This is a genomic window from Microbacterium sp. SORGH_AS_0888, assembly GCF_030818905.1.
Classification (GTDB): domain Bacteria; phylum Actinomycetota; class Actinomycetes; order Actinomycetales; family Microbacteriaceae; genus Microbacterium.
This window is the reverse complement of the sequence record NZ_JAUTAZ010000001.1, coordinates 1,892,160-1,916,002: the sequence shown is the minus strand read 5'-3', so window position 1 is coordinate 1,916,002 and position 23,843 is coordinate 1,892,160. Positions and strand designations below refer to the sequence as shown.

The following is a 23,843-nucleotide window of genomic DNA, read 5'->3' as shown; positions in this document are numbered from 1 at the left end:
GAAACGGCGTGGATCGGGCTGGAGGGCTCGGGAAGAATCCCAGCAAGTCCGGTCGCCCGGGGAGGACGAAGCAGTCCTTCCGAAACATCGCCGGAACCGGTCCTCTATCAAGGAGCATCACATGACCATCAGTGCGAAGGGCGGGCGGTCGGCAAAGCGGCTGATCGGCGCCATCGCCGTCGTCGCGAGTCTCGGCATCTCCGCCGTGGCCTGCAGCGGCGGAGGAGACACCAGCGCGACCGGGGGAGACGGCACGCCCCAGCCCGGCGGGACCATGACGGTCCTGCTCGACGCCGGCTTCGCGGGCGGGTGGAACACGGGGCTCGACCCCGCGACCAGCAACACGACGGGGTCGAACCTGCCGCAGAACTCGGCGATCTTCGGCGGGCTGTTCACGCTCGAAGCCGATGACGACGGCAGCAACGCCCACATCCAGCCCAACCAGGCCGAGAGCTACTCGTGGAGCGAGGATCAGAAGACCCTCACGGTCAAGCTGCGCCAGGGCATCACCTTCTCCGACGGCACGCCGTTCAACGCGCAGGCCGTGCTGTGGAACTGGATCCGCGGTCTCAACTCCGGCAGCTCGGGCCTCGTGCAGCTCGACCTCGACTCGTCCGCGGGCGCACCCACGAACCTCAGCGAGGACTTCATGGCGAGCCTGTGGGCCGCGCTGCCCGCCGACGTCGACAAGAACGCCGTCAACGCCGACCTCGCCGCGATCCGCGTGGTCGACGACCAGACCATCACCATGGCGCTGAACGCCCCCAACGGAGCGCTCGTCAACGGCTTCCCCGTCGCGAACCTGAACCTGATCGCCTCGCCGACCGCATACGCGAAGCTGGGTGCGGATGCGTTCAAGCTCACTCCCGTCGGCGCCGGCCCGTTCGTCATCACGAGCGACAAGATGAGCGATCGGCTCGAGCTCAAGAAGAACCCGACCTACTTCAAGTCGGGCCTTCCCTACCTGGACACCCTGAACTTCCAGTCCGTCGCGGGCGACCAGGTCGCCTACCAGACGCTGCAGGCGGGACAGGGCGACGCGATCGAAGGACTCAGCTCGGTGACGCTCATCCAACAGGCCCAGTCGAACCCGGATGTCGGCGTGCTCCTCACGCCGCCGACCTCGCCCTACGTGGTCCAGCTCAACACGCGCACCGCGCCGTTCAACGACATCAAGGCGCGCGAGGCGATCTACTACGCGACCGACTTCGACGCCATCAACCAGGGCCTGTTCAAGGGCCAGGGCGAGATGTCGCAGTCGTTCATGGCCTCGGGCGACCTGTTCGCCAACACCAAGGTCGACGGCTACCGCACCTTCGACCTCGACAAGGCGAAGGCGCTCGTGAAGGAGCTCGGCGGTCTGAAGGTCACGCTCGGCACGACCGACATCGTCACCGCCCGCGCGGTCACGACGGCGTTGCAGACGCAGTGGCAGGCCGCGGGCATCGACGTCTCGATCGACGCGAAGCCGCTCGGCGACGTCATCACGACCTTCATCAGCGGCCAGTGGGAGTCGATGCTCCAGACCGCCGGATCCTGGGACCCCTCGGTCGGCATCGGCGTCCAGGTGCGCTTCGGCTCGACGTCGGCCTTCAGCGGCACGCCGCTCCCACAGGGCGCGAGCTCCGCGGCCGACGCGCTCGCCAAGAAGCTCACGACGCCGCTGGACGACCTGCTCGTCAAGGCCGTGTCCACGACCGACACGGCCGCGCGGCAGCAGACCTACGACGAGATCGCGAAGTACATCTCCGACCAGGCCTACGGCCCGTTCGGGATGGCGTTCTCCCCCGCTCAGGTCGTCCGCAAGGGCGTGCACGCACCGGGCTTGACGACGAAGATCCCCGCGCTCTCCGTCAACAGCGGCGTCCTGTACGACCGCGCCTGGGTCGAGGGCGGCAAGTAGTGACCTCGACCGTCGAGACGACGTCCATCCGGACCGAGGGGCCTCAGGGGCTCCTCGGCCGGGTGGCCGGCTCGCCGCTGCTGCGGCTGGTGGTGCGCCGCGTGCTGATCGCGATCCCGCTGCTGCTGGCCGTGAGCATCCTCACCTTCGCGCTCATGGCCGTGATGCCGGGCGACCCCGCCCGCAACATGGCGGGGATGAACGCCTCCGAGGAGCAGGTCGAGGCGGTGCGGCACCAGCTCGGTCTCGACCGCCCGCCGGTGGAGCGGTACCTGACCTGGCTCGGGGGGTTCGTCACCGGAAACCTCGGCAAGTCCTCCGTGAGCGGTCAGCCGGTCGCGCAGCTGCTCGCGGAGCGGATGCCGGTCACGGTCGAGCTCGTGCTGCTCGCCTTCGCCGTCTCGCTCCTGGTCTCGCTCCCCGTGGCGCTGATCGCGGCCCGCCGTCCCGGTGGCATCTTCGACCGGGTCGTGATGGTCATCTCGATGACCCTGCTGGCCGTGCCGAACTACGTCATGGCGCTGCTGCTCGTGCTCGTCTTCGCGGTGAGCCTGCGTGCGCTGCCGGCGATCGGATACGTGCCGGTCACGACCGACGTGGTCGCCAACCTCAGATCCGTGACGCTTCCCGTGCTCGCCCTCGGCCTGCCGATCGCCTGCTTCTACGCGCGGTTCCTCCGCGGCGATCTCGTCGAGCAGATGAACTCGGCCGAGTACATCGAGACGGCCCGCGCCAAGGGCGTCGGCCCGTGGAAGGTGCTGCTCGTGCACGCCTTCCGCAACTCGTCGTTCGGGCTGCTGACGCTCGTGGGGCTCAACGTCGGCGGTCTCGTCGGAGGCACGGTCATCATCGAGCAGATCTTCTCGATGCCGGGCCTGGGCGTCATGATGCTCCAGGGCGTCGGGTCGCAGGACACCGCCGTCGTCCAGGCGTGCGTGTTCATCTTCGCGGCGGTCGCCATCTTCGCCAACCTGTTCGTCGACGTCATGTATGCCGTCCTTGACCCGAGGATCCGCTATGGCTCTCGTTGATGCCGCCACGACCTCCGCGGCGCTCGCCGCCGCGGGCGAGCGCGCCCCGGGCACCGACTGGGCGCTCGTGCGGCGCCGGCTGCTCGTCTGGATCCCCGGCGGGTTCGTCGCTCTGCTCATGCTCGTCTGCTTCCTCGGGCCGTTCGTGCTTCCGCTGCCCTCCCCCGTGGGCGGCAGCGTGCTCGACAGCGGCCTTCCGCCCGGCTCGCCCGGGCATCTGCTCGGCACCGACGTCAACGGCAACGACGTCGTCTCCCGCCTCATCTACGGCGGGCGCGCATCGCTGAGCGTCGCGATCGCCACGAACCTCATCGGCCTCGTGGCCGGCGGCCTCGTCGGCGCCCTCTCCGGGTACCTCGGCGGACGCTCCGACACCTGGATCATGCGCGTGCTGGACGTGCTGATCGCCTTCCCCTCGCTCGTGCTCACGATCGCGATCGCGCAGGTGCTCGGCCCCAGCCTCCCCAACACGATCCTCGCGCTCACCGCGTTCAGCATCCCCGCCGTGGCGCGCATCTCGCGCTCCGCGACGCTGCGGATCGTCAGCATGCCGTTCGTGCAGGCCGCGCAGCTGGGCGGCAGTCCGTGGTGGCGCATCCTGCTGCGCCACATCGCCCCCAACATCGCGCCGCAGATGCTGAACTTCGCGCTGCTGGGCATGGGCATCGTGATCGTCACCGAGGGTGCGCTGAGCTTCCTCGGGATGGGGATCCCGGCGCCCGAGCCCAGCTGGGGAAACATGATCTACGACGCGCAGCAGTCGCTGTCGGCCACGCCGCTGCTCGTGCTCTGGCCGAGTCTCGCCCTGCTGGTCACGGTGCTCGCCTTCAACCTCCTCGGCGAGCAGGTGCGCGACGAGATGAGCGGGCGATGACGCTCGCCGAAAGGACGGGATCCGCCATGGACCAGAACCCGGACGAGCCGGATGTCGTGCTCGACGTCCGCGATCTGCGCGTCGTCTTCTCGCGCTCCGGACGCCGTGTGCACGCCGTCAGCGGCATCTCCTACCGACTGCGCGCGGGATGCATGCTCGCCATCATCGGCGAGTCGGGGTCGGGCAAGTCGGTGAGCGTGCGTGCGCTCATGGGGCTGCTGCCGCCGAGCGCGGTGATCTCCGGCTCGGCCCGGATCGGTGGGACCGAGCTCGTGGGCCTCGGCGAGAAGGAGCTGCGCCGTGTGCGCGGCGACGACATCGCGATGGTGTTCCAGGACCCGGCGCGCTCGCTCAACCCGACCATGAGCGTCGGCGCCCAGATCGTCGAGGCCATTCGGACCAAGCAGCGCTCGGTGTCTCGCAAGGATGCCGATGCCCGCGCCGTGGAGCTGCTGCGGCTCGTGCGGATGCCCGCGGCGGAGCGGCGGTTCCACGAGTACCCGCACCAGCTGTCGGGCGGCATGCGGCAGCGCGTCATGATCGCGATCGCGCTCGCCTCGGACCCGAAGGTCCTCATCGCCGACGAGGCGACGACGGCGCTGGATGTCACGACCCAGGCGCAGATCATGGAGCTGCTGACCGACCTGTGCGAGCGGCTCGGCACGGCCGTCATCATGATCAGCCACGACCTGGGGCTCGCCGCCAGCTACGCCGACGACGTCCTGGTCATGTACGCGGGCCGCGCCGTCGAGCACGCCCCCACCCGCACGCTGTTCCAGAACGTGCGGATGCCCTACACGAAGGCGCTCCTCGGGGCGATCCCGCAGCTGACGACCGCGCCGCACTCGATGCTGACCGTGATCGGGGGACACCCGCCGGACCTCTCGGCATTGCCGCCCGGGTGCTCGTTCCGCCCGCGCTGCCCGCGGGCGGCCGACGTGTGCCTCGAGCGCCCGGCGTTGACGGAGCACGAGCCGGATCACCGCTACGCGTGCTGGCGGCCCCTCACGGACGGCGCCGACCTCGACCAGCCGGACGACGGCGTGCCCGTCGAGCTCTCGCTGGACGACGAGGCCCAGCTGCGCATCGAGGGGGAGCGCCTCGACGGGCAGCCGTTGCTCGACGAGGGCGTCATCCCCAGCGAAGACCCGGTGCCGGCGAGAGGAGGACGCGCATGAGCGCGACGATCGAGGAGACCGCGACGCAGGACGACATCCTGCTCCGGGTGCGAAACCTCGTGCAGGAGTACGTCAGCCGGGGCCCGGGCGGCGTCAAGGCGGGCGTCGTGCACGCCCTCTCCGATGTCTCGTTCGACCTCGGGGCCGGGCGCACGCTCGGCGTCGTGGGCGAGACCGGCTCGGGCAAGTCGACGCTGGCGCGCGCGATCATCCAGGCCGACAAGCCGAAGTCCGGGCAAGTGACCTTCCGCGGCCGGGACATCGTGGGTGCGGGACGTCGAGCGCTCCGCACGGCGCGCGCCGACATCCAGATGGTCTATCAGGACCCGTTCGGCTCGCTCAATCCGCGCTGGCGGGTGGCGGACATCGTGGCGGAGCCCCTCCTCGGTCACGCGAGGATGTCGCGCACGGCCCGGCGCGAGCGGGTGCGCGAGCTGCTGGATCTCGTGGGCCTGGCGCCCGACGTCTACCTGCGGCGGCGTCCGTACGAGCTCTCGGGTGGTCAGGCGCAGCGCGTCGCGATCGCTCGCGCGATCGCCCTGAACCCCGCCCTCATCATCTGCGACGAGGCGATCTCCTCGCTCGACGTGCTGATCCAGGCGCAGGTGCTGAACCTGTTCGAGAAGCTGCGGACCGAGCTGGGGCTGTCGTACGTGTTCATCGCGCACGACCTCGCGACCGTGCGGCAGATCAGCGACGAGGTCGCGGTCATGCACCTCGGACAGCTGGCCGAGATCGGGCCGGCGGAGGAGCTGTACGCGGCTCCGCGGCATCCGTACACGAAGGCGCTGCTCGACTCGATCCCGGGTCTCGATCCCGACACGGGCATCGCGCGTCGTCCGATCCCGCTGAAGGGTGAGCCGCCGTCGCCGCTCGCGCCGCCGAGCGGGTGCCGCTTCCGCACCCGATGCCCGCTGGCGCAGGAGAAGTGCGCGCGGGAGGCGCCGGTGCCGACCCCGCAGGGTTCGCCCGGCCACCTGGTGGCCTGTCACTTCCCCCTCCCCGTGGCCACCCCCTGAACTGACCGCGAGACCAGTCCCACGCGCTGAGACCGGTGGGTAACCCACCGGTCTCAGCGGCGCGGACTGGTCTCGCGGTTTGTGCGGGGTGGCCGGGGGTCAGGGCGCGGCGACGTAGGTCAGGGCGTTCTTGTACTCGCCGATCGGGATGACGCCGACCGGGACCGGCTCGAGCGTCACCCGCACGCGCAGCAGCTGCCGCACCGCCTCCTCGGCAGCGGCGAGGGCCGCGCGCGTGTCGGCGGCATCCGGATCGGCGTTGACCTCGACCTGCACCGGGATCGGATCGTCGAACCGTACCTGGTCGGCCGTCTGCTTGCGGATGCGCATGGGACCGGTGAGGTGGCTCGCGGAGGTGTCGAGCAGGATGTCGCGGATCGCCGTCGGGTACACGTTCATGGCCTTGAAGATGAGCATGTCGTCGGTGCGTCCGATGCAGCGCACGGTCGGCGACGTGCGGCCGCATGGGCAGTCGACGGCGACGACCGTCAACTGGTCCCGCGAGCGGAACCGCGTGACGGCGGAGGCCTCGCGCGTGAGGGTCGTGTAGACGGCCTCGCCCGTGGCGCCCGGCTCCCACGGCACGTGCTCCAGGGTCTCGGGGTCGACGAGCTCGACGAGGATGTCGGGGGCCGCCGTGAAGTGCATGCCACGGCCCTGTGAGCACTCGGCCCACATGGCGGGCAGCACGTCCCCGAGACCCATCAGCTCGCTGACGCGGGTCGCGCCCCAGGCCTCCAGCATCCCCTGGCGGATGTGCGGGACACCGGCGCCGGGCTCGCCGCCCGCGATGATCGTGCGGACCGAGAGCTCGGTCGCGGGGCGGCCGAGCTCCTGCTCGCACCGTGTCGCGAAGTGGGTGACGAACGACGCCGTGCCCACCAGAACGTTCAGCTGCAGCCGGTCCATCGACAGCGCCATGCGGCCCGTGGTCTGTCCGCCGATCCACGCGAGCGTCCCGCCCGCGCCGCGGATGCCGTCGGCGTAGGGGAGGCCGCCGGCGACGATGGCCATGCCGGTCGTGTGGGCCACGCGCCGCCCCGGGGCGACGCCCGCCGTCCGGTAGGCGTTGGCGATGCCGGCGGTCCAGCGCCGCAGGTCGTTCGCGGTGAGGCCGAAGAACACGGGTGTGCCGGTCGTGCCCGACGAACTGGCGATCTGCACGAGCTCGGCGGAGTCCACCAGCTGGAACGCGCCCAGCGGGCGTCCCGGGATCGGGTCCGCCTGTCCTTCGCGGAGATCCTCCTTGACCGTCAGCGGGACCTCGGACAGCTCCTCGAGGCTTCGCACCTGCGTGGGGGCGTCGCGCAGCCGCTCGCGCCACACGTCGTAGCCGCGCAGCCGCTCCAGCATCCGTGTGGCGGCGTCGAGCTGACGCGTGAGCAGCTCCGGCTGCGGCATGGTGTCGACCTCGGGATCGAACAGCTCATCGGTGGGATCGGACATCCGTGGGTCTCCTTCGCGGGGGCGGAAAGGACTCGGAACGGCCCCCGCCCACCACTATCGGCGGCGCTCCGCCGCCGCGGGGCCCCGCTTCCGCACGACGGGAAGCGAAGGTGTGCCCGTGTTCTCACGGGGTTGGGGTTGGGGAGTTGAGCTGGAGGATGTCGCCGGGTACGCACGCGCTAGTCGCGTCGAAGTAGGCGAGTCCGTCTCCGATGTCGAGGGTGTAGTAGCTGCCGTCGGAGTGGGTGCCGGTGAGGTAGGGCGGGTCGGAGAGGATCCAGCGTGGCGGGGTGAGGTTCGTGTCTCGCTCAACCTTGACGTCGTGGCCGCGCTCCTGCCAGGCCTTCTGCGCCTGTGTGATGAGATCCGCGGGTTCGCCCGGTAATGGCGCTATGCGCGACGCTGAGAGCTTCCAGCGAACTTTCAGGTCAGAGGAGCTGGACGAGCAGTCCAACCATGAACCCTGAATGTCCCAGCCGTCGGGAGCGATGGCGGCGCTGGCCTCGTAGAGATCGGTGATCTGTGCTTTGACGTCGTCGGGGGTCATGTCGGTTTCCTGCGCATCGCCGTCGCCACCGGGCGAGCACGCCGTGAGCACGAGAGCAAGGGCGAGTGTGAGCGCGCCGGGGGAAAATCGTCGGGCGCTCATCAGATGCGGTCCGATCGACGGGCGTGGTCCGTGTGGCGGTCGGGGTCGAAGGTGAGGGTCATGGGGTCTGGGTAGGGGTAGGGGTGGTGAGCTGGAAGATGTCCCCGGGGACGCAGGCGCTATACGCCTCGAAGTAGATGGCGCTCTCGTTCACATCGAGCAGGTAGTAGCTGCCGTCGGAGTGGGTGCCGGTGAGGTAGGGCGGGTCGGAGAGGATCCAGCGTGGCGGGGTGAGGTTCGTGTCCCGCTCGATCGACACATCGTGTCCTCGCTCCTGCCAGGCCTTCTGCGCCTGCGCGATGAGATCAGCGGGCGTACCAGGCAGCGGCGCGGTACGCGACGCAGCGAACATCAACTTCACACGTGGACCTGACGAGTCATCCGAACAGGCCGACCATGAGGCATCATCAACCTTCCAGCCGTCGGGAGCGATGGCGGCGCTGGCCTCGTAGAGATCGGTGATCTGTGCTTTGACTTGTTCAGAAGTCACGTCAGGTTCCTTGGGGGTGGGGTCGCTGTGGGGTGAGCACGCGGTCAGAAGCAAGGCGAGCGCGAGACTGGCGGGGATGAGGATGCGTGTGTTCATGGCTGAAACAACGTGTCCCATCCGCCCGGGTTGTCGTGCGAGGGTTTCCGCGTGGCGGTCGGGGTCGAAGGTGAGGGTCATGGGGTCGGGGTCGGGGTGGTGAGCTGGAAGATGTCCCCGGGGACGCAGGCGCTAGTCGCCTCGAAGTAGATGGCGCTCTCGTTCACATCGAGCAGGTAGTAGCTGCCGTCGGAGTGGGTGCCGGTCAGGTAGGGCGGGTCGGAGAGGATCCAGCGTGGCGGGGTGAGATTCGTATCCCGCTCAACCTTGACGTCGTGGCCGCGCTCCTGCCACGCGTTCTGCGCCTGCGCGATGAGATCAGCAGGTGCGCCGGGCAATGGCGCATTGCGCCACGCGGTGAAGCTCCAGCGCACCTTCGAGTCAGACGAGCTCGGGGAGCAGTCCGACCACGAGCCGTTGACTTTCCAGCCGTCGGGAGCGATGGCGGTACTCGCCTGGTACAGATCGTTGATCTGTGCTTTGACTTGTTCGGGAGTCATTTCTGGTTCCTCCGGGGCGGGCTCGCCGTGAGGCGAGCATGCTGTCAGGACGAGGGCGAGCAGCACCCCGGCGAGGACGAGGACGCGCGTATTCATGGTTGAAACAACGTGTCCCATCCGTGCGGGTTGCGGTGCGAGCGTCCCCGCAGACGGTCAGTGTCGAACGAGAGGGTCACGAGCTCGGGCTCGGGGAGTTGAGCTGGAGGATGTCGCCGGGGACGCAGCCGCTGGTCGCTCGGAAGTAGATGGCGCTTTCGTTCACATCGAGGGTGGAGTAGCTGCCGTCGGAGTGGGTGCCCGTGAGGTAGGGCGGGTCGGAGAGGATCCAGCGTGGCGGGGTGAGATTCGTATCCCGCTCAACCTTGACGTCGTGGCCGCGCTCCTGCCAGGCCTTCTGCGCCTGCGCGATGAGGTCAGCGGGCGTACCACCGGGCGAACACGCCGTGAGCGTGAGCGCCAGAGCTACGGCACCCGGGAAGGTTAGGCACCCACGCCCTCGTCGGGTGGTCATGACCAGAGCGCGGTGACGTCGGCCTCGGCCTGGGTGAGTCGGTCGCCCGCGGCCTGAGCCGCGTCGGTCGTGTTCTGCAAGGCGGAACGCATCCGGTTCATCGACCCCGTCCACTCCCGTTGCTCCCGGTCGTACGCGGCCTGTGCGACGCCCGACCACTGCCCGCGCAACGTCGCGACCGCTCGGTCGAGGGCCTCCAGCTCCTCCTGGATGGTCGCCGTGGCCTGGCGCAGGTTCGCGAGGGTTTCCGCGTGGCGGTCGGGGTCGAAGGTGAGGGTCATGGGGTCGGGGTCGGGGTGGTGAGCTGGAAGATGTCCCCGGGCACGCAGGCGCTATAAGCGCGGAAGTAGATGGCGCTCTCGTTCACATCGAGCAGGTAGTAGCTGCCGTCGGAGTGGGTGCCGGTGAGGTAGGGCGGGTCGGAGAGGATCCAGCGTGGCGGGGTGAGGTTCGTGTCTCGCTCAACCTTGACGTCGTGGCCGCGCTCCTGCCAGGCCTTCTGCGCCTGCGCGATGAGATCCGCGGGCGTACCGGGCAATGGTGCAGTGCGCGAGGCCCCGAACAACAAGTTCACACGCGGACGCGACGGGTCGTCCGAACAGTCTGACCACGACTCATTTACTTCCCAGCCATCGGGTGCTGTCGCGGCAATACTCGCCTGGTATAGGTCGGTGATCTGTGCTTTGACTTGTTCGGGAGTCATTTCTGGTTCCTCCGGGGCGGGCTCGCCGTGAGGCGAGCATGCTGTCAGGACGAGGGCGAGCAGTACACCGGCGGGGATGAGGACGCGCGTGTTCATGGTTGGAACAACTTCTGCCATCCACCCGGGTTGTAGTTCGTCCTGAGGCCGTCGGCGTCGGGCAGCGGCGGCTTCGCGATGACCTCGTCACCCCGACCCGTGGTGGCCAGGGCAGTGTTGTACTGGGCCGTCGTGTTGGGATCGAGGTAGCTGAAGGTGGTGGATCCGTCGCCGAAGGGGCCGTGTTTGTCGACCGCACGCAACGCCTCACCGCTCGGAGCGGTGGCGGTCTCGGAGGAGAACTCGTGCGCACCGAAGGACGCATCGGTCGGATCGATACGACCTTGGAAGACCACCTGGGACGTGAACTGACCGACGGGAGCCCATCCGTCGTGACGTGCCTGGGAGACGAACACCTGCCCCGGCGGCACGTCCATGTCGGCGACGTTGTCGACCTGGCTGTCGACGCCGGCCGACCCCAGCAACACGACATGATCGGCGTGCGCCTGCGTGAGGGCGAGGGCCGCGACGTCCGTGCCGTAGGAGTGCGCAACGACCGATATCGACGCCGGATCCCCGGTCGCGGTGTGCACCGCCGCCATCGACGTGAGGTCCTTCGCCAACGCGGGCGCACCCGCCTCGGCCTTCCCATTGAACGCCACATCCGCAGGGGCATCGTTCATCGGAGGGTGATAGCCCAACCACGCGACCGTCGCATAGTCGCCCACGGCGCCGCCTCCAACCTGCTGTTGCTGAAACCGAAGTTTTTCGGCTGCGTTGACGTAGGTCTGCATGTCGCCTTGCACGTTGGAGTTCATGCCCGGCACGATGAACGACACGTTCTTTGCCGCATCCAGGTCACCGACCGCGACCTGGGCCAGGGGCGGCTCGTCGAGCACCACGGAAACGAGCGTTCGGCCTTGGGCGGATTTCTTCAGCGCTTCCAGCGCCGCGATCTGGTCGGACTTGTCGAGCGGGTTGTTCCTGGCGTCCTCGATGGCCTGGTCGAGCACGATCCGGTTGGCCTCGTCGCGCGCACGGTAGGCGACGCCGCCCAGGTTGCCGATGACGGCGGGCGCGGCGTGGACGAGCGCATCTCGCTGGTCGCCGTCCAGGCCGGACCACCAGCTCGCGACGTCCGACGGTGCCGCTTGGGCGAGGAGCTTGGCGAGGTCCGGCCGTGCCGCGAGCAGCAGGGTCAGGTCGGGGCCGCGCAGGGATCTCAGCACCGACAACGTGGACGCCGGGGTGGGCGCCCCCGTGCCGAGGGACGCTCCGGCCGATGCCCACAGTGAGCCGTTCTCCGGGCGGAGCACCTCGGTCGCGGCGATCACGGCGGCGACGGCGGAGCGCTGGGCTTCGGCGACCCACGACCGGCCCTCGGCCAGCCAGCTGCGCGCGGTGGCGAACCCCTCTGCGCTCGTGCGGGGTGCGGACATGTCCGAGTCCTTGCTGAACACGAGCGGCCAGGAGCCGGGCGAGGGGATCGTGAACACGGAGTTCCCCGCCGCCGGCTCCCGCTCCTGACGCGCAAGCGACTGCGCGTACTGCCAGCCGTCGATCGCGTCCGCGGCCTGCCCCTGCGCCCCCGCGAGTGCCGAGGCGTACTCGCGCAGCGCCGCGGCGACGCGGGAGAGGGCGTCATCCGCGTCCGACCATGCCGTCGCGAGGCGCGTCGCGCGTGCCGTGTAGGCATCGGCGGCGGTGCCCGTCCAGTCGTCGATGGTCTTCTTCATGGCGACGGTGTCTGCGGCCTTCCTCGCGATGCCGGCGCGCCGCTCGCACAGGGCCACGATGGCGTTCACGTCGCCGACCGAGCCGGGCACGAGCTCGGTCGGATCGGAGGTCTGTCCCAGCTCCGCCATCAGAAGTCGTCCGCCCGGCACACGTCCCGTACACCGTCGCTGTCGGCGCCGTCGTAGAGAGCGGCGGATGCCGCCAGCGTCCGTGAGACGGCCTCGCTCTCCGACACCCGCTGCATCCAGCCGCCCGTCAGGGCCTGCATGAACGCCGACAGGGCGCTCGCCAGCTCCGCGTCGCCCACGTTCTCCGTCGCCGCGGTCGCCGTCTCGGGCTCGGTGATCTCCACCGCGTACCCGACGACGGATGCTGCGGTCCGCAGCTTCTCCGGATCCACCGCCCACCTGGTCACCTCACACACGCTACCCCCGGGGCGAGGAAAGCCCAGCCCTGTGACCCCCCTGCGCATCAGAGCGCGACGCGGCGCATGCGGCTCAGTCGCGCGGGGTGATCGCTCGGCTGATCTGGGCGGCGGCGGCTTTCACCATCTCGAGGTAGTCCTCCAGATGGTGGTCCTTCAGCGTGAGCACGACCCCGACGGCGGCGACGATCCGCCCGTCGGGATCGAACACGGGCGCAGCCACCCCGCCGGTGTTCTCGGTGACCTGCCGCGTCGTCACCGCGCTCTGCCGCTCGCGGATGGCGTCGAGCTCGGCGCGCAGCGCGTCGGGGTCGGTGTCGGTGTATCGCGTATACGAGGCGAGGGGGATCGCCAGGTACGCCTCGCGATCCTGCGGTTCCGCGTAGGCCAGCAGGATGCGGCCGGCCGCCGTCACGTGCAGCGGCACACGTCCGCCGATGCGGTTGGCCCCCACCCCGCCGCGTGCGCTGCGCAGCGACTCGATATACACGGTGTCCGGCCCGTCCCGGATCGACAGATGCACGACCATGATGCGCAGCATCCGGTGCAGGCGCAGCAGCGCGGGCAGTGCCTGCTCCCGCAGCCGCATGGCGGCGCCGGACGAGGCCGCGAGCTCCAGGACCTTGGTGCCCAGCTCGTAGCGTCCGCTGCGGTCCCGGGCCACCGCGCCCCAGTCGAGCATCTCGTGCAGCAGCCGGTGGGTCGTGGTCATGCTGAGGTTCGCGCGCCGGCTGATCTCTGCCGTCGTGAGCGGCGCTCTGGAGGCGCCGAAGACGTCCAGGATCGTGAACACTCGCCCCGCTGCCGTCATGCGGCCGCTCTCGTCCTCGCTCACCCGCCGTCCCCCTGGATCCTCATCGATCGGCTGCTACGACGGTACTGTCCCGTATCGCGCGCCGTCGCGGGTTTCCGCCTCGCGGAAAGGCAGCGCACGCGAGGTGCCGGTCTCGCTAGCGTCGAGCCAGCCGGTGCGGTCGCGCCCGCGGAACCGAGGAGGGTGCCATGTCGATCGTCGCGATCGTCGATTTCCGGATCCGACCCGAGCGGCGCGAGCAGGCCCTCGCCGTGTTCGAGTCGGTGCTCGCGCAGACGCGGGTCTTCCCCGGCGCCGAGCGCATCGAGTGGCTCCAGGACCGTGACGAGCCCGAACGCTGGACCCTGTACGAGACGTGGGAGAGCCCCGAGCACGAGCTCGCCTACCGCGCCTATCGTGCGGGCGAGGGGGCGGTTCCCGAGCTCGGCGAGGTGCTCGCCGGGCCGCCCGTGCTCTGGCGCTTCGACCACGTCGGATCCGCGTCGTAGGCGAGTCCCGCGCCCACGAGTCCACCTGGGACCGAGGCCGCCGATCAGTCGCGCGGCGGGGCTGCGGTCGAGCGTCGCACGATCAGCTCCGAGGGGAGCGCGGTCGATGCGTCGGGTGGTGTCCCCGCGATCGCCTGCAGGAGGAGGTCGACAGCGAGGGCGCCCGAGCGGGCGATCGGCATCCGCACCGTGGTGAGGCTCGGACTGACGGCTCCGGCGAGCTCGATGTCGTCGATGCCGACGATGCTGACGTCGTCCGGGCAGCTGCGCCCCAGCTCCGCCATGCCCGACTCGAGCCCGAGCGCCACCAGGTCGTTGTAGGAGATCACCGCCGTCGCCCCGCTCGCGATCATCGCGGCGGCGCCGGCGCGGCCGCCCTGGATCGAGGCGGCGTGATGGCTCAGTCGGGTCAACCGGATGCCGTAGCGCTCGCACGCGCGTGACACCGCGTCCGCACGTCGGCTGTCCGCCCATGATCCCTGGGGGCCCGATGCGTAGGCCACATGGGAGTGGCCGAGCGCGGCGAGGTGCTCGACGGCCTGCGTGGGGCCGTGCTCGGCGTCCATGACGACCGAGGGGGAGCCCTCGATCGCGCGGTTGATCACGACGTGCGGGGTGGCTCCCACGAGAGTCCTGACCTCGTCGTCGGGAAGACGCGGCGAGCAGAGCAGGAGCCCGTCCAGGCGACGGCCGAGCTGGATCTCCTCGCGTTCGCGGCGGGGGTCCTCGTCGGCGTCGAACAGCACGATGCGGTGCCGGCCGTGCCAGGCCTGGCCCTGGATGGCCTTCAGGAGCGTCGCGTACACGGGGTTGGCGGCATCCGGCACGATGACGCCGATCGTGCGCGTCGTCGTGCCGGCCTGCGGGTTCGCGTATCCCAGCTCGGCCGCGGCGCGGCGCACGCGTTCGAGGGTCGTGCGGGCGAGCCGGTCGGGCTCGCCGAAGGCGCGGGAGGCCGTGGCGATCGAGACGCCCGCGTGGCGCGCGACGTCCGTCAGGTTCGCTCCCATAAGCCCTCCGGTCTCGGTCAGACCATCATCGCCCATCCAGGGATGTAAATACTTGACAAGATTGTACAAACTCGACATCATGCTTTCATGACGATCATCGACGATCTCCCCGGATCGAGCCCCGCGAACCGGGGGCACGCCGCATGAGCGTCCTGCCCCGCCTCGACCGCTCGACGGCGGTCCGACTGTCCGCGATGCCCGCGCCGCCCGCCGCCGGCATCCTGCACCTCGGCCTCGGAAGCTTCCATCGCGCCCATCAGGCCGTCTACACGGCAGCGGCCCTCGCTCGCGACGGCGGGGACTGGGGCATCGTCGGCGTCGCCTCACGCTCCCGCCGCGTCGTCGACGCCCTCCGCGCCCAGGACCTGCTCTACACCGTCGCGACGATCTCGCCCGAGGGCACCTCGCTCGCGATCCCCGCCGCCCACACCGACGTCTACGTCGGGGCGGACGATCCCCAACGCGTGGTCGCCGACCTCGCCGATGCCGCGATCCGCGTCGTGACCCTGACGGTGACGGAGAACGGATACAGCTACTCGGCTGCCACCGAGCACCTCGATGTGACCGACCCGGCCGTCGCCGCGGACCTCCGGGGCGGCGCTCCCCGCACGACGATCGGGCAGCTGGCCCGGGGCCTGCAGCGCCGTGCGGCCGCGGGCGGGGCGCCGGTGTCGATCCTCAGCTGCGACAACCTGCTCTCCAACGGCTCGCACACCGAGAAGCTCGTGCGCGAGTTCCTGCAGGAGCTGCCGGCCGCCGAGTCGGCGGAGGCGCTCGACTATCTCGACGCTGCCGTGGCCTTCCCCTCGAGCATGGTCGATCGCATCGTGCCCGCCACGACCGCCGGGCTGACCGAGCGCGTGGGCGCACTCCTCGGGTTGCGCGACGAGGCCGCGGTCCCGGCCGAGCCCTTCACGATGTGGGCGGTCGAGGACCGTTTCCCCGCCGGGCGTCCCGCCTGGGAGGCCGGCGGCGCCGTCTTCACCGACGAGGTGGGGCGCTACGAGCTGCTCAAGGTGCGTCTGCTCAACGGCACGCACTCGCTCATCGCCTATCTCGGTGCCCTGCGGGGCGCGGCGACCATCCCGGATGCCGTCGCCCAGAGCCCCGTCGAGGAAGCGGCCGCCGCCGTGCTACGCGGCGAGTACGCCCCCTCGGTCGTCCCGCCGTCGGGCGTCGACCTCGTCGACTACGAACGGCAGCTCTTCGTCCGATGGGCCAACGGTGCTCTCGGGCACCGCACGAGCCAGGTCGGCTCCGACGGCTCGGTCAAGCTCCGACAGCGCGTTCCGGGTCCGGTCCTGCACGCGCTCGCGCAGGGACGGATGCCGCACCTCATCGCCCTCACCGTCGCGGGCTACCTCGCCTGCCTCGCTCCGCTGGGCGGCTTCGACCCCGGGCCCCACGCGGCCGCGATGAGCGATCCCGCTCGGGAACGGCTGGCGGAGCTCGCGTCCCGCGCCCGTGACGGTCGCGAGCTGGCGGTACGCGCGATCTGTGAGCTGCGGCTGCTCGGCGACGAGCTGGCAGCCGAGCCGGCGTTCGCCGAGCGCGTGGGAGACCTGCTGAGCCGGATCGTCGAGCGGGGCGTCGACGCGGCGATCGCCGACAGCCTAGACGCGACGAGGGACGCGGAGCGGCCGTCCGCCGCGACGACGAAGGAGCATGTTCGATGAAGACACTGGCCATCCACGCGGCAGGCGACATCCGGTGGGAAGAGCGCCCGGTACCCGAGCCGGGCGAGGGCGAGGTGCGCCTGTGGGTGCGGTACGTGGGCATCTGCGGCTCGGACCTGCACTACTACTTCCACGGCCGCAACGGCGAGTACGCCGTGCGCGAGCCTCTGACCCCGGGCCACGAGCTGTCGGCGGTCGTCGACCTGGACCCCTCGGGCCGCCTCGCGCCCGGCACCCCGGTGACGGTGCATCCGGCACGATTCGGGCCGGTCGTGCCCGGCCTGGAGGATCGCCCCCACCTGCGCCCCGGCGGCGACTATCTGGGCAGCGCGGCCGGATTCCCCCATCGCCAGGGCGGGGCGGCGGAGCTGCTCGTCGTCGAGGACCACATGGTCCGCGTGTTGCCTGAGGGGCTTCCGCTCGAACGCGCCGCGCTCGCCGAGCCCCTGGCCGTCGCGATCCACGCCGTGCGCCGCGCGGGCGAGGTCGCCGGGCGGCGCGTGCTCGTCGTGGGCGCCGGACCGATCGGCCTGCTCGTCGTCGCGGCCGCGGTGCGCGCCGGCGCGGCGCTCGTGGCCGCGAGCGACGTGCGGCCGGAGCCGCTCGAGCGCGCCCGAGCCCTCGGCGCTCGGGAGACCTTCCTCGTCGGCGACGTCGCCGTCGACCCCGAGTCCTTCGACGTGGTGCTGGAGTGCTCGGGCGTCGGCGTCGCCCTCACCCAGGCTGTGCGCGCCGTCGCGCGGGCCGGCACCGTCGTCCAGGTCGGAATGCTTCCGGATGCCGAGATCGGGGTGAACCTCGCTCCGCTGCTCGCCAAGGAGGCCACGATCCACGGCGCGTTCCGCTTCGCCGCCGAGATCGACGAGGCGGTCGAGATGCTCGGCACGTCCGACCAGCTGGATGCCGTCGTCTCGCACATCGTGCCCGCGGTCGACGCCGTGCGTGCGTTCGAGACCGCCCGCGACTCGTCCGCATCCGCGAAGGTCCTGCTCTCCCTCTGACTCGCGCCTCCCGCGCACCTGCCCCATCACGACAAAGGAGTACAACGATGAGCACCCCTTCCCGCGCCGGCGTCGACGCGTCGACGCGTCCGCCCGTCGCCACCCGATCGGTCGGCGACCTCGCGCGCGCCGCCGTCTCCGGCTGGCTGGGCACCGCCCTCGAGTTCATGGACTTCCAGCTCTACTCGCTGGCGGCCGCCCTCGTGTTCAGCCAGCTCTTCTTCTCCGGCGGCGACGCGGCGATGGCCGTCGTGCTCGCGATGGCGACGTACGGCGTCGGCTATGTCGCGCGGCCGGTCGGCGCGTTCTTCTTCGCCCGCCTCGGCGACCGCATCGGACGCAAGAAGGTGCTGTTCTACACGATCCTGCTGATGGGAGCGGCGACGACCCTCATCGGCGTGCTGCCCACGTATGCGCAGGTCGGCATCCTCGCCCCCGTCCTGCTCGTCGTGCTGCGACTGGCGCAGGGCTTCGGCGCCGGCGCGGAGATCTCGGGCGCGGGTGTCATGCTCGCGGAGTACGCGCCCGAGAACCGTCGCGGACTCGTGGCCTCGCTCGTGGCGCTCGGGACGAACTGCGGCACGCTCTTCGCCTCGGGCATCTGGGCGATCCTGCTCGCGGTCATGATGGAGAGCGATGTCATCGCGTGGGGCTGGCGCATCCCGTTCATCGGCAGCGCGGTCATCATGCTCTTCGCGCTCTGGGTGCGCTTCAACCTCAAGGAGAGCCCCGTCTTCGAGGAGCGCACGGACGTCGTGGACGGCAAGGCGCTCTCGCGCACCGAGGTCGAGGCCTTGGCCACCCAGACCAACGACGTGCGCACGCTGCAGTCGCTGCAGCGCAAGCCGATCAAGGCCGTGCTGGTGTCGTTCTTCCTGCGCTTCGGCCAGGCGGGCAACTCGGGGCTCGTCCAGACCTACCTGATCTCGTTCATCACGATCACCCTCGCCATCTCCAAGGAGGTCGGGCCCGAGATCGTCATCGTCTCCTCGCTCATCGGGTTCGTCACGATCCCGCTCGTCGGATGGCTGGGCGACCTGTTCGGGCGTCGGCGCATGTACGTGATCATGTCCGCGCTCTCGCTCCTGCTCGTCGTCCCGACGCTGCTGCTGATCGAATCCCGTGACGTGACGTGGATCTTCGTCGGCTACGCCCTCATCCACAACATCTCGGTGCTCGGCCTCGCGTCGATGGAGAACATCTCGATCCCCGAGATCTTCGGCGCCCGCAACCGCTACACCCTGACCGCGGTCGTGCGCGAGGTCGCCGCGATCATCGCGACCGGGGTCGGACCCGTCGTCGCCGCGGCCTGGGTCGGCGCCGCGACCGGCAGCATCGTCCCGATCATGGTCCTCATGGGGCTGTTCACCGCCTCGACGCTGGTCGCCGCCCTCATCGCACCCGAGTGGACCGGCCGCGATCTGACCGATCCCCGCGCCGCGATGTAGCCGGCCGCGCGTCCCCTCCCCGCGGTGCGGTCCCCGCCGGCCGCACCCCTCCGTCACGAAGGAACCCGTATGAGCATCGAATCGGTCGACGTCGTCGTCACGAGTCCCGGCCGCAATTTCGTCACCCTGAAGATCACGACCTCCGACGGTCTCGTCGGCTGGGGTGATGCGACGCTGAACGGTCGGGAGCTCGCCGTCGCGTCCTACCTCGCCGACCACGTCGCCTCGACCCTCCTCGGTCGCGACGAGGATCGCATCGAGGACACCTGGCAGTACCTCTACCGCGGGCCCTACTGGCGCCGCGGGCCCGTCACGATGGCCGCCATCGCCGCGGTCGACATGGCTCTGTGGGACATCAAGGCCAAGAAGGCGGGGATGCCGCTGTACCAGCTCCTCGGCGGCGCCAGCCGTGACGGCGTGCGCGTCTACGCCCACGCCTCGGGCACCGACTACGCGGCGCTCGCCAACGCGGTGTCCGGCTACCAGGAGCTGGGGTACACGGCCGTGCGCGTGCAGACCGGTGTGCCGGGGCTGGGGCAGATCTACGGTGTCTCCTCCGCCGGTCCGGGCGTGCGCTACGACTACGAGCCGGCGAAGCGGGCGGCCGACGGCGGCGCGGCGACGGCGCCGAGCGAGGAGCGGTGGGACACCCCCGCGTATCTGGCGCACATGCCGGGCGTGTTCGCCCGGCTCCGCGAGGACTTCGGCGCCGAGCTGCGCATCCTGCACGACGGGCACCATCGGATGTCGCCGATCGAGGCCGCGCGGTTCGCGAAGGACATCGAGCCCTATCGTCTCTTCTGGCTCGAGGACGCCACACCCGGCGAGGACCAGACGGCCCTCCGCCTCGTGCGGCAGCACTCCACGACGCCGCTCGCGATCGGCGAGGTGTTCAACTCGGTGTTCGACTATCAGACGCTCATCACCGAGCGCCTGATCGACTACGTGCGCTCGGCGGTGACCCACACGGGGGGCATCACCGCCATGAAGAAGCTCCTCGACTTCGCGGCGATCTACGGCGTGCGTTCCGGCATCCACGGGCCGACCGACGTCTCGCCCGTCGGCATGGCCGCGGCGCTGCACCTCGACCTCGCGATCCACAACTTCGGGATCCAGGAGTACATGCCCCACAACGCGCAGACCCTCGAGGTCTTCCGCACCTCCTTCACGTTCGATCGCGGGTTCCTGCACCCGAGCGACCAGCCGGGGCTCGGGGTCGAGCTCGACGAGGACGCCGCGGCCGCCTTCCCCTACACGAAGGCGTATCTCCCGGTGAACCGCCTGCTGGACGGAACGATGCATGACTGGTGAAAGCCCGATGCGCGAGGCGCTGCCTGCCCGTACGCGGGCATCCAGGCTGATCGTCGTCGCCCGTGCGCGGGCGGCCGAGGACTACGACCGCGTGCTGGGGGCGCTCGCGGATGCCGGCGTCCGCAGCGTGGAGCTGACCCTCACGACGCCGGGGACGTTCGAGCGGTTCGCGTCGCTGCGCGAGAGGTTCGGGGAGCGCCTGGACCTCGGCGTCGGCACCGTGACCGACGCCGAGCATCTCGCGCGCTCCGTCCAGGTGGGCGCCGACTACGTCGTGACCCCGATCGCCTCTCCGGCTCTCGTGGCGCAGGCCCGGGATGCCGGCATGCCCATCGTCCCCGGGGGGCTCACGCCCACCGAGCTGTTCGGCTCCTGGTCGGCCGGGGCGTCGGCCGTGAAGGTCTTCCCGGCGGGGCAGGTGGGTCCGGGATATCTCGGCGACCTCCGCGGGCCCTTTCCCGACATCGCCGTCGTGCCCTCCGGGGGCGTCGACGCCGAGGGCGCGGCCGCCTGGCTCGCAGCGGGCGCCGTCGCCGTCAGCGTGGGCGGCCCCCTGCTCGGCGACGCCTTCCGCGGCGGCGACCTCGCGGCGCTGGGTCGTCGCGCCGCCGCGTTCGCGTCCGTGTGCGCCGGGGCTGCGTCATGACCGGGGCGCCGCGCGTCGTCACCCTCGGCGAGACGATGGGGCTCGTGCGGGCGACCGAGATCGGTTCCCTGACCCACGTGTCCGCTCTCGCCCTCGGCATCGGCGGAGCCGAGAGCAACGTGGCCGTCGGGTTGAGCAGGCTCGGCGTGCGGACGTCCTGGCTGGGGCGGGTGGGCGACGACCCCCTCGGCGTCAGGGTCGTGCGCGAACTGCGGGCCGAGGGTGTGGAGGTGCGCTCACTGGTCGACGCGGGGGCGCCCACGGGCCTCATGCTCAAGGAGCGGCCGTCCGCGACCGCGACCGCCGTCCACTACTACCGTGCGGGATCGGCGGGCTCGTGTCTCTCGCCGTCCGATCTGCCCGACGGCTGGGTCGAGTCGGCCGACCTGCTGCACGTGACCGGCATCACGCCGCTGCTCTCGCCATCGGCGCGATCGACCGTGATCGCCGCGGTGGACCGCGCCGCGGTGAGCGGTGTCCCCGTCTCGTTCGACGTGAACTACCGCTCCGCCCTCGCCGGCCGAGAGGCGGCCGGGCCGATTCTCCGGGAGATCGCCGAACGCGCCCATCTCGTCTTCGGCGGCGCGGACGAGCTCGCGCTGCTCTTCCCCGACGACGATGCCCCCGCCGCTGCGAGACTGCACGCCGCCGGCGTCGCGCACGTCGTGACCAAGCTCGGCGCCGACGGAGCCGAGCTCTCGTCCGGGGGGACGACGGTCCGCCATGCGGCGTTCGCCGTGACCCCTCTCGACACCGTGGGCGCGGGTGACGCGTTCGTCGCCGGCTACCTGAGCGCCTGGCTCGAGGGCCTGGATGCCGAGGCGTCGCTGCGGCGTGCCAACGCGACCGGAGCGATGGCGTGTCTGGTGCCGGGCGACTGGGAGGCGGCGCCCACGCGCCGTGACCTCGCTCGCTTCCTCGGCGGCGACGACGATCCCGTGCGCCGCTGACACGGCGCGCGGGGTGCGCTCAGCCCGCGGCGGGGCGTCGGCCGCTCGGGCGCGGGCCCGCGGTGTCGAGCGAGCGCCGGGCGCTGCGCAGGAACCGGGCGAAGTCGGCCTGCGCCGTCTCGTCGAGCTCCGCGACGACGAGCTCCTCGAGCGCGTCGATGCGGGGTGCGATCTCCGCCAGCCGCGCCGCGCCGGCATCGGTCAGCCGCAGCAGCATCCGGCGGCGGTGCTGCGGGTCGGGGGTGCGGCTGACGAGGCCGGCGGCGAGGAGGGGGTCGATCGTGGCGGCCATCGTCTGCGCGCGCACGAAGGAGCGGCGGGCGAGCTCTGAGCTGGTGAGGTCGGGGCGCCGCTGCAGGACCGTCAGCGCGGTGTACTGGGCGGGGGACAGGCCGGCATCCGCGCAGATGGCGTTGAAGTGCGGGCGCAGGGCCAGCTCGACCTGCTTGATGACATAGGTGAAGTTCGTCGCGGCCAACGATTCCTCCGTTCGTCTCGACAGTAGCGCACCGCCTATCGGCCTCAGGAGACGGGGGCGGCCTCCGCGACCGGGCGGATGCGGCTCGCCTCGCCGCCGAGGAAGACGCCGTCCTCCTCGAGCCGCCGCTGCAAGGTCGCCGTGTCGATCGCGCGCACGGCGATGCCGGCGTCCAGGGCGAGGTCGGCGGCCGTGCCGGCCGCCTGGCCCATCGCGAAGCACGGGCCCGTCACCCGGCCGGAGGACTGCCCGCCCTGGGTCATGGAGGCGCAGCGCCCCGCGACGAGCAGGTTCTCCACGCGCCCGGGCACCAGCATCCGGTAGGGCAGCTGGTTGTAGCCGCGCGAGTCGGCAGGCGCGAACCGGAACTCGACGTCGCCCTGCACGTGCGCCTCGACGGGCCAGCCGTTGACGCCGATCGTGTCGTCGAAGTCGGCGCAGCCGAGCACGTCCGCCTCGGTGAGCTGGTAGGCCCCGATGATCCGACGCGTCTCGCGGATGCCGATCTGGGGCGCGATGTCGACGATGTAGGAGTCCTGGAAGCCCGGTGTCACGGCCCGGATGAACGCGAACGCGTCCTGCACCTGCCGCCGGCCCTGCAGCTCGCCGCGGGTCAGCTGGCGCACGTCGGTGCCGTCGATCGCCGAGCCGTCGGCGTTCGAGAGCTGCGTCAGGTTCGCCCGCCACTCCAGCGGGTTCCGCTGTGGCCGCACGATCGGCTTCTTGCGGGGGAAGCGATGGGTGCCGGCTGCCTCGGCCTCCTCCATCAGCCGGCGAACGATGCGCCAGGCCTCGCCGGCCTCCTCGGGGTGGACGCCGTTGATCCGGAACATGAGCGAGGGGTAGAGCAGGTGCTCCGAGCGCTCGAAGGGCGCGCCGGCCCACGCCGCGACGTCGGCATCGCCCGAGCCGTCGACGAACACGCGGCCGCGGACGAGCGCGGCGCCCGACTTCGACTCGACCACGACGCCGTCGATCCGGCTCTCGTCCGCCATCACGACCCCCTGCACGGAGGCGTGGAACAGCAGCTCGGCGCCCGCGGCCAGCATCAGATCGTCCAGCGCGATCTTGTAGGAGGAGATGTCGAATGCCTGCGCCAGGATGCGATTGTCCACCGAGAGGTGCGGCGGGTTCAGTGCGTCGAGGCGTTCCATCCGGTCGAGCAGATCGTCCGCGAGCCCGCGGATGACGCGGGTGTCCTCGCCGTGCATGCGGGCATGGAGGCCGCAGAACGTGCTGAGCCCTCCCATCGTGCCGGCACCGCCGAGGAATCCGTACCGCTCGATGAGCAGGGTCGATCGTCCGGCGCGGGCGGCGGCCGCCGCGGCCATCACGCCCGCGGGGCCTCCGCCGATCACCACCACCTCGTACTCGCCGTGCACGGGGACGTCGCGGGCGGGGAGGCGGACGGTCGTCGGGGTCAT

At 70.8% G+C, this 23,843-nt stretch carries 25 protein-coding genes; 12 read left to right on the top strand and 13 right to left on the bottom strand.

Annotated elements, in window-relative coordinates:
* The first annotated feature begins 121 nt into the window (after positions 1-121).
* The 5 genes from QE381_RS09285 to QE381_RS09265 are packed head-to-tail and all read left to right on the top strand — an operon-like array spanning position 122 to position 6,005.
* Positions 122-1,903 carry an ABC transporter substrate-binding protein gene (locus tag QE381_RS09285; protein WP_307217543.1) on the top strand — a complete coding sequence of 594 codons (1,782 nt, stop codon included), beginning with the start codon at positions 122-124 and terminating at the stop codon, positions 1,901-1,903.
* A complete protein-coding gene (locus tag QE381_RS09280; protein ID WP_307217541.1) occupies positions 1,903-2,934 on the top strand; it encodes an ABC transporter permease in 1,032 nt (343 codons plus the stop codon). Before QE381_RS09285 ends, QE381_RS09280 begins: the two co-directional genes overlap by 1 nt.
* Positions 2,921-3,808 (top strand): ABC transporter permease, encoded by an 888-nt coding sequence (locus QE381_RS09275; protein ID WP_307217538.1) that lies wholly within the window; start codon positions 2,921-2,923, stop codon positions 3,806-3,808. The genes QE381_RS09280 and QE381_RS09275 overlap by 14 nt, the downstream gene beginning before the upstream one ends.
* On the top strand, positions 3,805-4,986 hold the full coding sequence (locus QE381_RS09270; RefSeq protein ID WP_307217536.1) for an ABC transporter ATP-binding protein: 1,182 nt from the start codon (positions 3,805-3,807) through the stop codon (positions 4,984-4,986). The genes QE381_RS09275 and QE381_RS09270 overlap by 4 nt, the downstream gene beginning before the upstream one ends.
* A complete protein-coding gene (locus QE381_RS09265; RefSeq protein ID WP_307217535.1) occupies positions 4,983-6,005 on the top strand; it encodes an ABC transporter ATP-binding protein in 1,023 nt (340 codons plus the stop codon). Before QE381_RS09270 ends, QE381_RS09265 begins: the two co-directional genes overlap by 4 nt.
* Positions 6,006-6,104: 99 nt before the next feature.
* Here the strand turns inward: QE381_RS09265 and QE381_RS09260 are convergent, their stop codons facing one another.
* The 10 genes from QE381_RS09260 to QE381_RS09215 form a co-directional block, all read right to left on the bottom strand.
* Entirely contained in the window at positions 6,105-7,451 is a 1,347-nt protein-coding gene (locus tag QE381_RS09260) for a phenylacetate--CoA ligase family protein (protein WP_307217533.1), read from the bottom strand.
* Between the two features lie 124 nt (positions 7,452-7,575).
* On the bottom strand, positions 7,576-8,100 hold the full coding sequence (locus QE381_RS09255; protein ID WP_307217531.1) for a hypothetical protein: 525 nt from the start codon (positions 8,098-8,100) through the stop codon (positions 7,576-7,578).
* A 58-nt stretch (positions 8,101-8,158) separates the two neighbouring features.
* The gene (locus QE381_RS09250; protein ID WP_307217529.1) at positions 8,159-8,767 is read right to left on the bottom strand and encodes a hypothetical protein; all 609 of its coding nucleotides are present in this window, start codon (positions 8,765-8,767) and stop codon (positions 8,159-8,161) included.
* A complete protein-coding gene (locus QE381_RS09245; RefSeq protein ID WP_307217527.1) occupies positions 8,764-9,186 on the bottom strand; it encodes a hypothetical protein in 423 nt (140 codons plus the stop codon). The genes QE381_RS09250 and QE381_RS09245 overlap by 4 nt, the downstream gene beginning before the upstream one ends.
* A gap of 172 nt (positions 9,187-9,358) precedes the next feature.
* Positions 9,359-9,697, bottom strand: coding sequence for a hypothetical protein (locus tag QE381_RS09240; protein WP_307217525.1), 339 nt, complete (start codon positions 9,695-9,697; stop codon positions 9,359-9,361).
* Complete coding sequence (locus tag QE381_RS09235) at positions 9,694-9,978, bottom strand: WXG100 family type VII secretion target (protein ID WP_307217523.1); 285 nt, start codon at positions 9,976-9,978, stop codon at positions 9,694-9,696. The genes QE381_RS09240 and QE381_RS09235 overlap by 4 nt, the downstream gene beginning before the upstream one ends.
* On the bottom strand, positions 9,975-10,235 hold the full coding sequence (locus QE381_RS09230) for a hypothetical protein (RefSeq protein ID WP_307217521.1): 261 nt from the start codon (positions 10,233-10,235) through the stop codon (positions 9,975-9,977). Before QE381_RS09230 ends, QE381_RS09235 begins: the two co-directional genes overlap by 4 nt.
* 257 nt (positions 10,236-10,492) lie before the next feature.
* Positions 10,493-12,301, bottom strand: a complete 1,809-nt coding sequence (locus QE381_RS09225; protein ID WP_307217519.1) for an alpha/beta hydrolase — start codon at positions 12,299-12,301, stop codon at positions 10,493-10,495.
* Complete coding sequence (locus tag QE381_RS09220; RefSeq protein ID WP_307217517.1) at positions 12,301-12,588, bottom strand: hypothetical protein; 288 nt, start codon at positions 12,586-12,588, stop codon at positions 12,301-12,303. The genes QE381_RS09225 and QE381_RS09220 overlap by 1 nt, the downstream gene beginning before the upstream one ends.
* Positions 12,589-12,670: 82 nt before the next feature.
* Positions 12,671-13,432 carry an IclR family transcriptional regulator gene (locus QE381_RS09215; protein ID WP_307217515.1) on the bottom strand — a complete coding sequence of 254 codons (762 nt, stop codon included), beginning with the start codon at positions 13,430-13,432 and terminating at the stop codon, positions 12,671-12,673.
* Between the two features lie 167 nt (positions 13,433-13,599).
* On the opposite strand from QE381_RS09215, the gene QE381_RS09210 reads away from it, so the two are divergent.
* Entirely contained in the window at positions 13,600-13,899 is a 300-nt protein-coding gene (locus tag QE381_RS09210) for a putative quinol monooxygenase (protein WP_307217513.1), read from the top strand.
* 44 nt (positions 13,900-13,943) lie between these two features.
* Here QE381_RS09210 and QE381_RS09205 read toward each other — a convergent pair whose 3' ends face one another.
* Positions 13,944-14,945 (bottom strand): LacI family DNA-binding transcriptional regulator, encoded by a 1,002-nt coding sequence (locus QE381_RS09205; RefSeq protein ID WP_307217511.1) that lies wholly within the window; start codon positions 14,943-14,945, stop codon positions 13,944-13,946.
* 107 nt (positions 14,946-15,052) lie between these two features.
* Between QE381_RS09205 and QE381_RS09200 the strand changes: the two genes are divergently transcribed.
* The 6 genes from QE381_RS09200 (at position 15,053) to QE381_RS09175 (ending at position 21,941) form a co-directional block, all read left to right on the top strand.
* Positions 15,053-16,585 (top strand): mannitol dehydrogenase family protein, encoded by a 1,533-nt coding sequence (locus QE381_RS09200; RefSeq protein ID WP_307217510.1) that lies wholly within the window; start codon positions 15,053-15,055, stop codon positions 16,583-16,585.
* Entirely contained in the window at positions 16,582-17,586 is a 1,005-nt protein-coding gene (locus QE381_RS09195; protein ID WP_307217508.1) for a zinc-binding dehydrogenase, read from the top strand. The genes QE381_RS09200 and QE381_RS09195 overlap by 4 nt, the downstream gene beginning before the upstream one ends.
* Positions 17,587-17,633: 47 nt before the next feature.
* The gene (locus QE381_RS09190; RefSeq protein ID WP_307217505.1) at positions 17,634-19,034 is read left to right on the top strand and encodes an MFS transporter; all 1,401 of its coding nucleotides are present in this window, start codon (positions 17,634-17,636) and stop codon (positions 19,032-19,034) included.
* 69 nt (positions 19,035-19,103) lie between these two features.
* On the top strand, positions 19,104-20,345 hold the full coding sequence (manD, locus tag QE381_RS09185) for a D-mannonate dehydratase ManD (RefSeq protein ID WP_307217503.1): 1,242 nt from the start codon (positions 19,104-19,106) through the stop codon (positions 20,343-20,345).
* On the top strand, positions 20,335-20,991 hold the full coding sequence (locus QE381_RS09180; RefSeq protein WP_307217501.1) for a bifunctional 4-hydroxy-2-oxoglutarate aldolase/2-dehydro-3-deoxy-phosphogluconate aldolase: 657 nt from the start codon (positions 20,335-20,337) through the stop codon (positions 20,989-20,991). The genes manD and QE381_RS09180 overlap by 11 nt, the downstream gene beginning before the upstream one ends.
* A complete protein-coding gene (locus QE381_RS09175) occupies positions 20,988-21,941 on the top strand; it encodes a sugar kinase (protein ID WP_307217499.1) in 954 nt (317 codons plus the stop codon). Before QE381_RS09180 ends, QE381_RS09175 begins: the two co-directional genes overlap by 4 nt.
* A gap of 19 nt (positions 21,942-21,960) precedes the next feature.
* Here the strand turns inward: QE381_RS09175 and QE381_RS09170 are convergent, their stop codons facing one another.
* Both QE381_RS09170 and QE381_RS09165 read right to left on the bottom strand, forming a co-directional pair.
* Positions 21,961-22,419, bottom strand: coding sequence for a MarR family winged helix-turn-helix transcriptional regulator (locus tag QE381_RS09170; protein ID WP_307217497.1), 459 nt, complete (start codon positions 22,417-22,419; stop codon positions 21,961-21,963).
* A gap of 44 nt (positions 22,420-22,463) precedes the next feature.
* Positions 22,464-23,843 (bottom strand): FAD-dependent oxidoreductase, encoded by a 1,380-nt coding sequence (locus QE381_RS09165; protein WP_307217495.1) that lies wholly within the window; start codon positions 23,841-23,843, stop codon positions 22,464-22,466.

Excerpts from the sequence above, each read along its gene's own strand:
- QE381_RS09175 (WP_307217499.1), top strand. The coding sequence starts at position 20,988 with ATGACCGGGGCGCCGCGCGTCGTCACCCTCGGCGAGACGATGGGGCTC.
- QE381_RS09165 (WP_307217495.1), bottom strand. The coding sequence starts at position 23,843 with ATGACCCCGACGACCGTCCGCCTCCCCGCCCGCGACGTCCCCGTGCAC.
- QE381_RS09240 (WP_307217525.1), bottom strand. The coding sequence starts at position 9,697 with ATGACCACCCGACGAGGGCGTGGGTGCCTAACCTTCCCGGGTGCCGTA.
- QE381_RS09245 (WP_307217527.1), bottom strand. The coding sequence starts at position 9,186 with ATGACTCCCGAACAAGTCAAAGCACAGATCAACGATCTGTACCAGGCG.
- QE381_RS09260 (WP_307217533.1), bottom strand. The coding sequence starts at position 7,451 with ATGTCCGATCCCACCGATGAGCTGTTCGATCCCGAGGTCGACACCATG.
- QE381_RS09235 (WP_307217523.1), bottom strand. The coding sequence starts at position 9,978 with ATGACCCTCACCTTCGACCCCGACCGCCACGCGGAAACCCTCGCGAAC.
- QE381_RS09285 (WP_307217543.1), top strand. The coding sequence starts at position 122 with ATGACCATCAGTGCGAAGGGCGGGCGGTCGGCAAAGCGGCTGATCGGC.
- QE381_RS09195 (WP_307217508.1), top strand. The coding sequence starts at position 16,582 with ATGAAGACACTGGCCATCCACGCGGCAGGCGACATCCGGTGGGAAGAG.
- QE381_RS09205 (WP_307217511.1), bottom strand. The coding sequence starts at position 14,945 with ATGGGCGATGATGGTCTGACCGAGACCGGAGGGCTTATGGGAGCGAAC.
- QE381_RS09265 (WP_307217535.1), top strand. The coding sequence starts at position 4,983 with ATGAGCGCGACGATCGAGGAGACCGCGACGCAGGACGACATCCTGCTC.
- QE381_RS09250 (WP_307217529.1), bottom strand. The coding sequence starts at position 8,767 with ATGACCCTCACCTTCGACCCCGACCGCCACGCGGAAACCCTCGCACGA.
- QE381_RS09200 (WP_307217510.1), top strand. The coding sequence starts at position 15,053 with ATGAGCGTCCTGCCCCGCCTCGACCGCTCGACGGCGGTCCGACTGTCC.
- manD (WP_307217503.1), top strand. The coding sequence starts at position 19,104 with ATGAGCATCGAATCGGTCGACGTCGTCGTCACGAGTCCCGGCCGCAAT.
- QE381_RS09180 (WP_307217501.1), top strand. The coding sequence starts at position 20,335 with ATGACTGGTGAAAGCCCGATGCGCGAGGCGCTGCCTGCCCGTACGCGG.
- QE381_RS09275 (WP_307217538.1), top strand. The coding sequence starts at position 2,921 with ATGGCTCTCGTTGATGCCGCCACGACCTCCGCGGCGCTCGCCGCCGCG.
- QE381_RS09270 (WP_307217536.1), top strand. The coding sequence starts at position 3,805 with ATGACGCTCGCCGAAAGGACGGGATCCGCCATGGACCAGAACCCGGAC.
- QE381_RS09190 (WP_307217505.1), top strand. The coding sequence starts at position 17,634 with ATGAGCACCCCTTCCCGCGCCGGCGTCGACGCGTCGACGCGTCCGCCC.
- QE381_RS09210 (WP_307217513.1), top strand. The coding sequence starts at position 13,600 with ATGTCGATCGTCGCGATCGTCGATTTCCGGATCCGACCCGAGCGGCGC.
- QE381_RS09255 (WP_307217531.1), bottom strand. The coding sequence starts at position 8,100 with ATGAGCGCCCGACGATTTTCCCCCGGCGCGCTCACACTCGCCCTTGCT.
- QE381_RS09225 (WP_307217519.1), bottom strand. The coding sequence starts at position 12,301 with ATGGCGGAGCTGGGACAGACCTCCGATCCGACCGAGCTCGTGCCCGGC.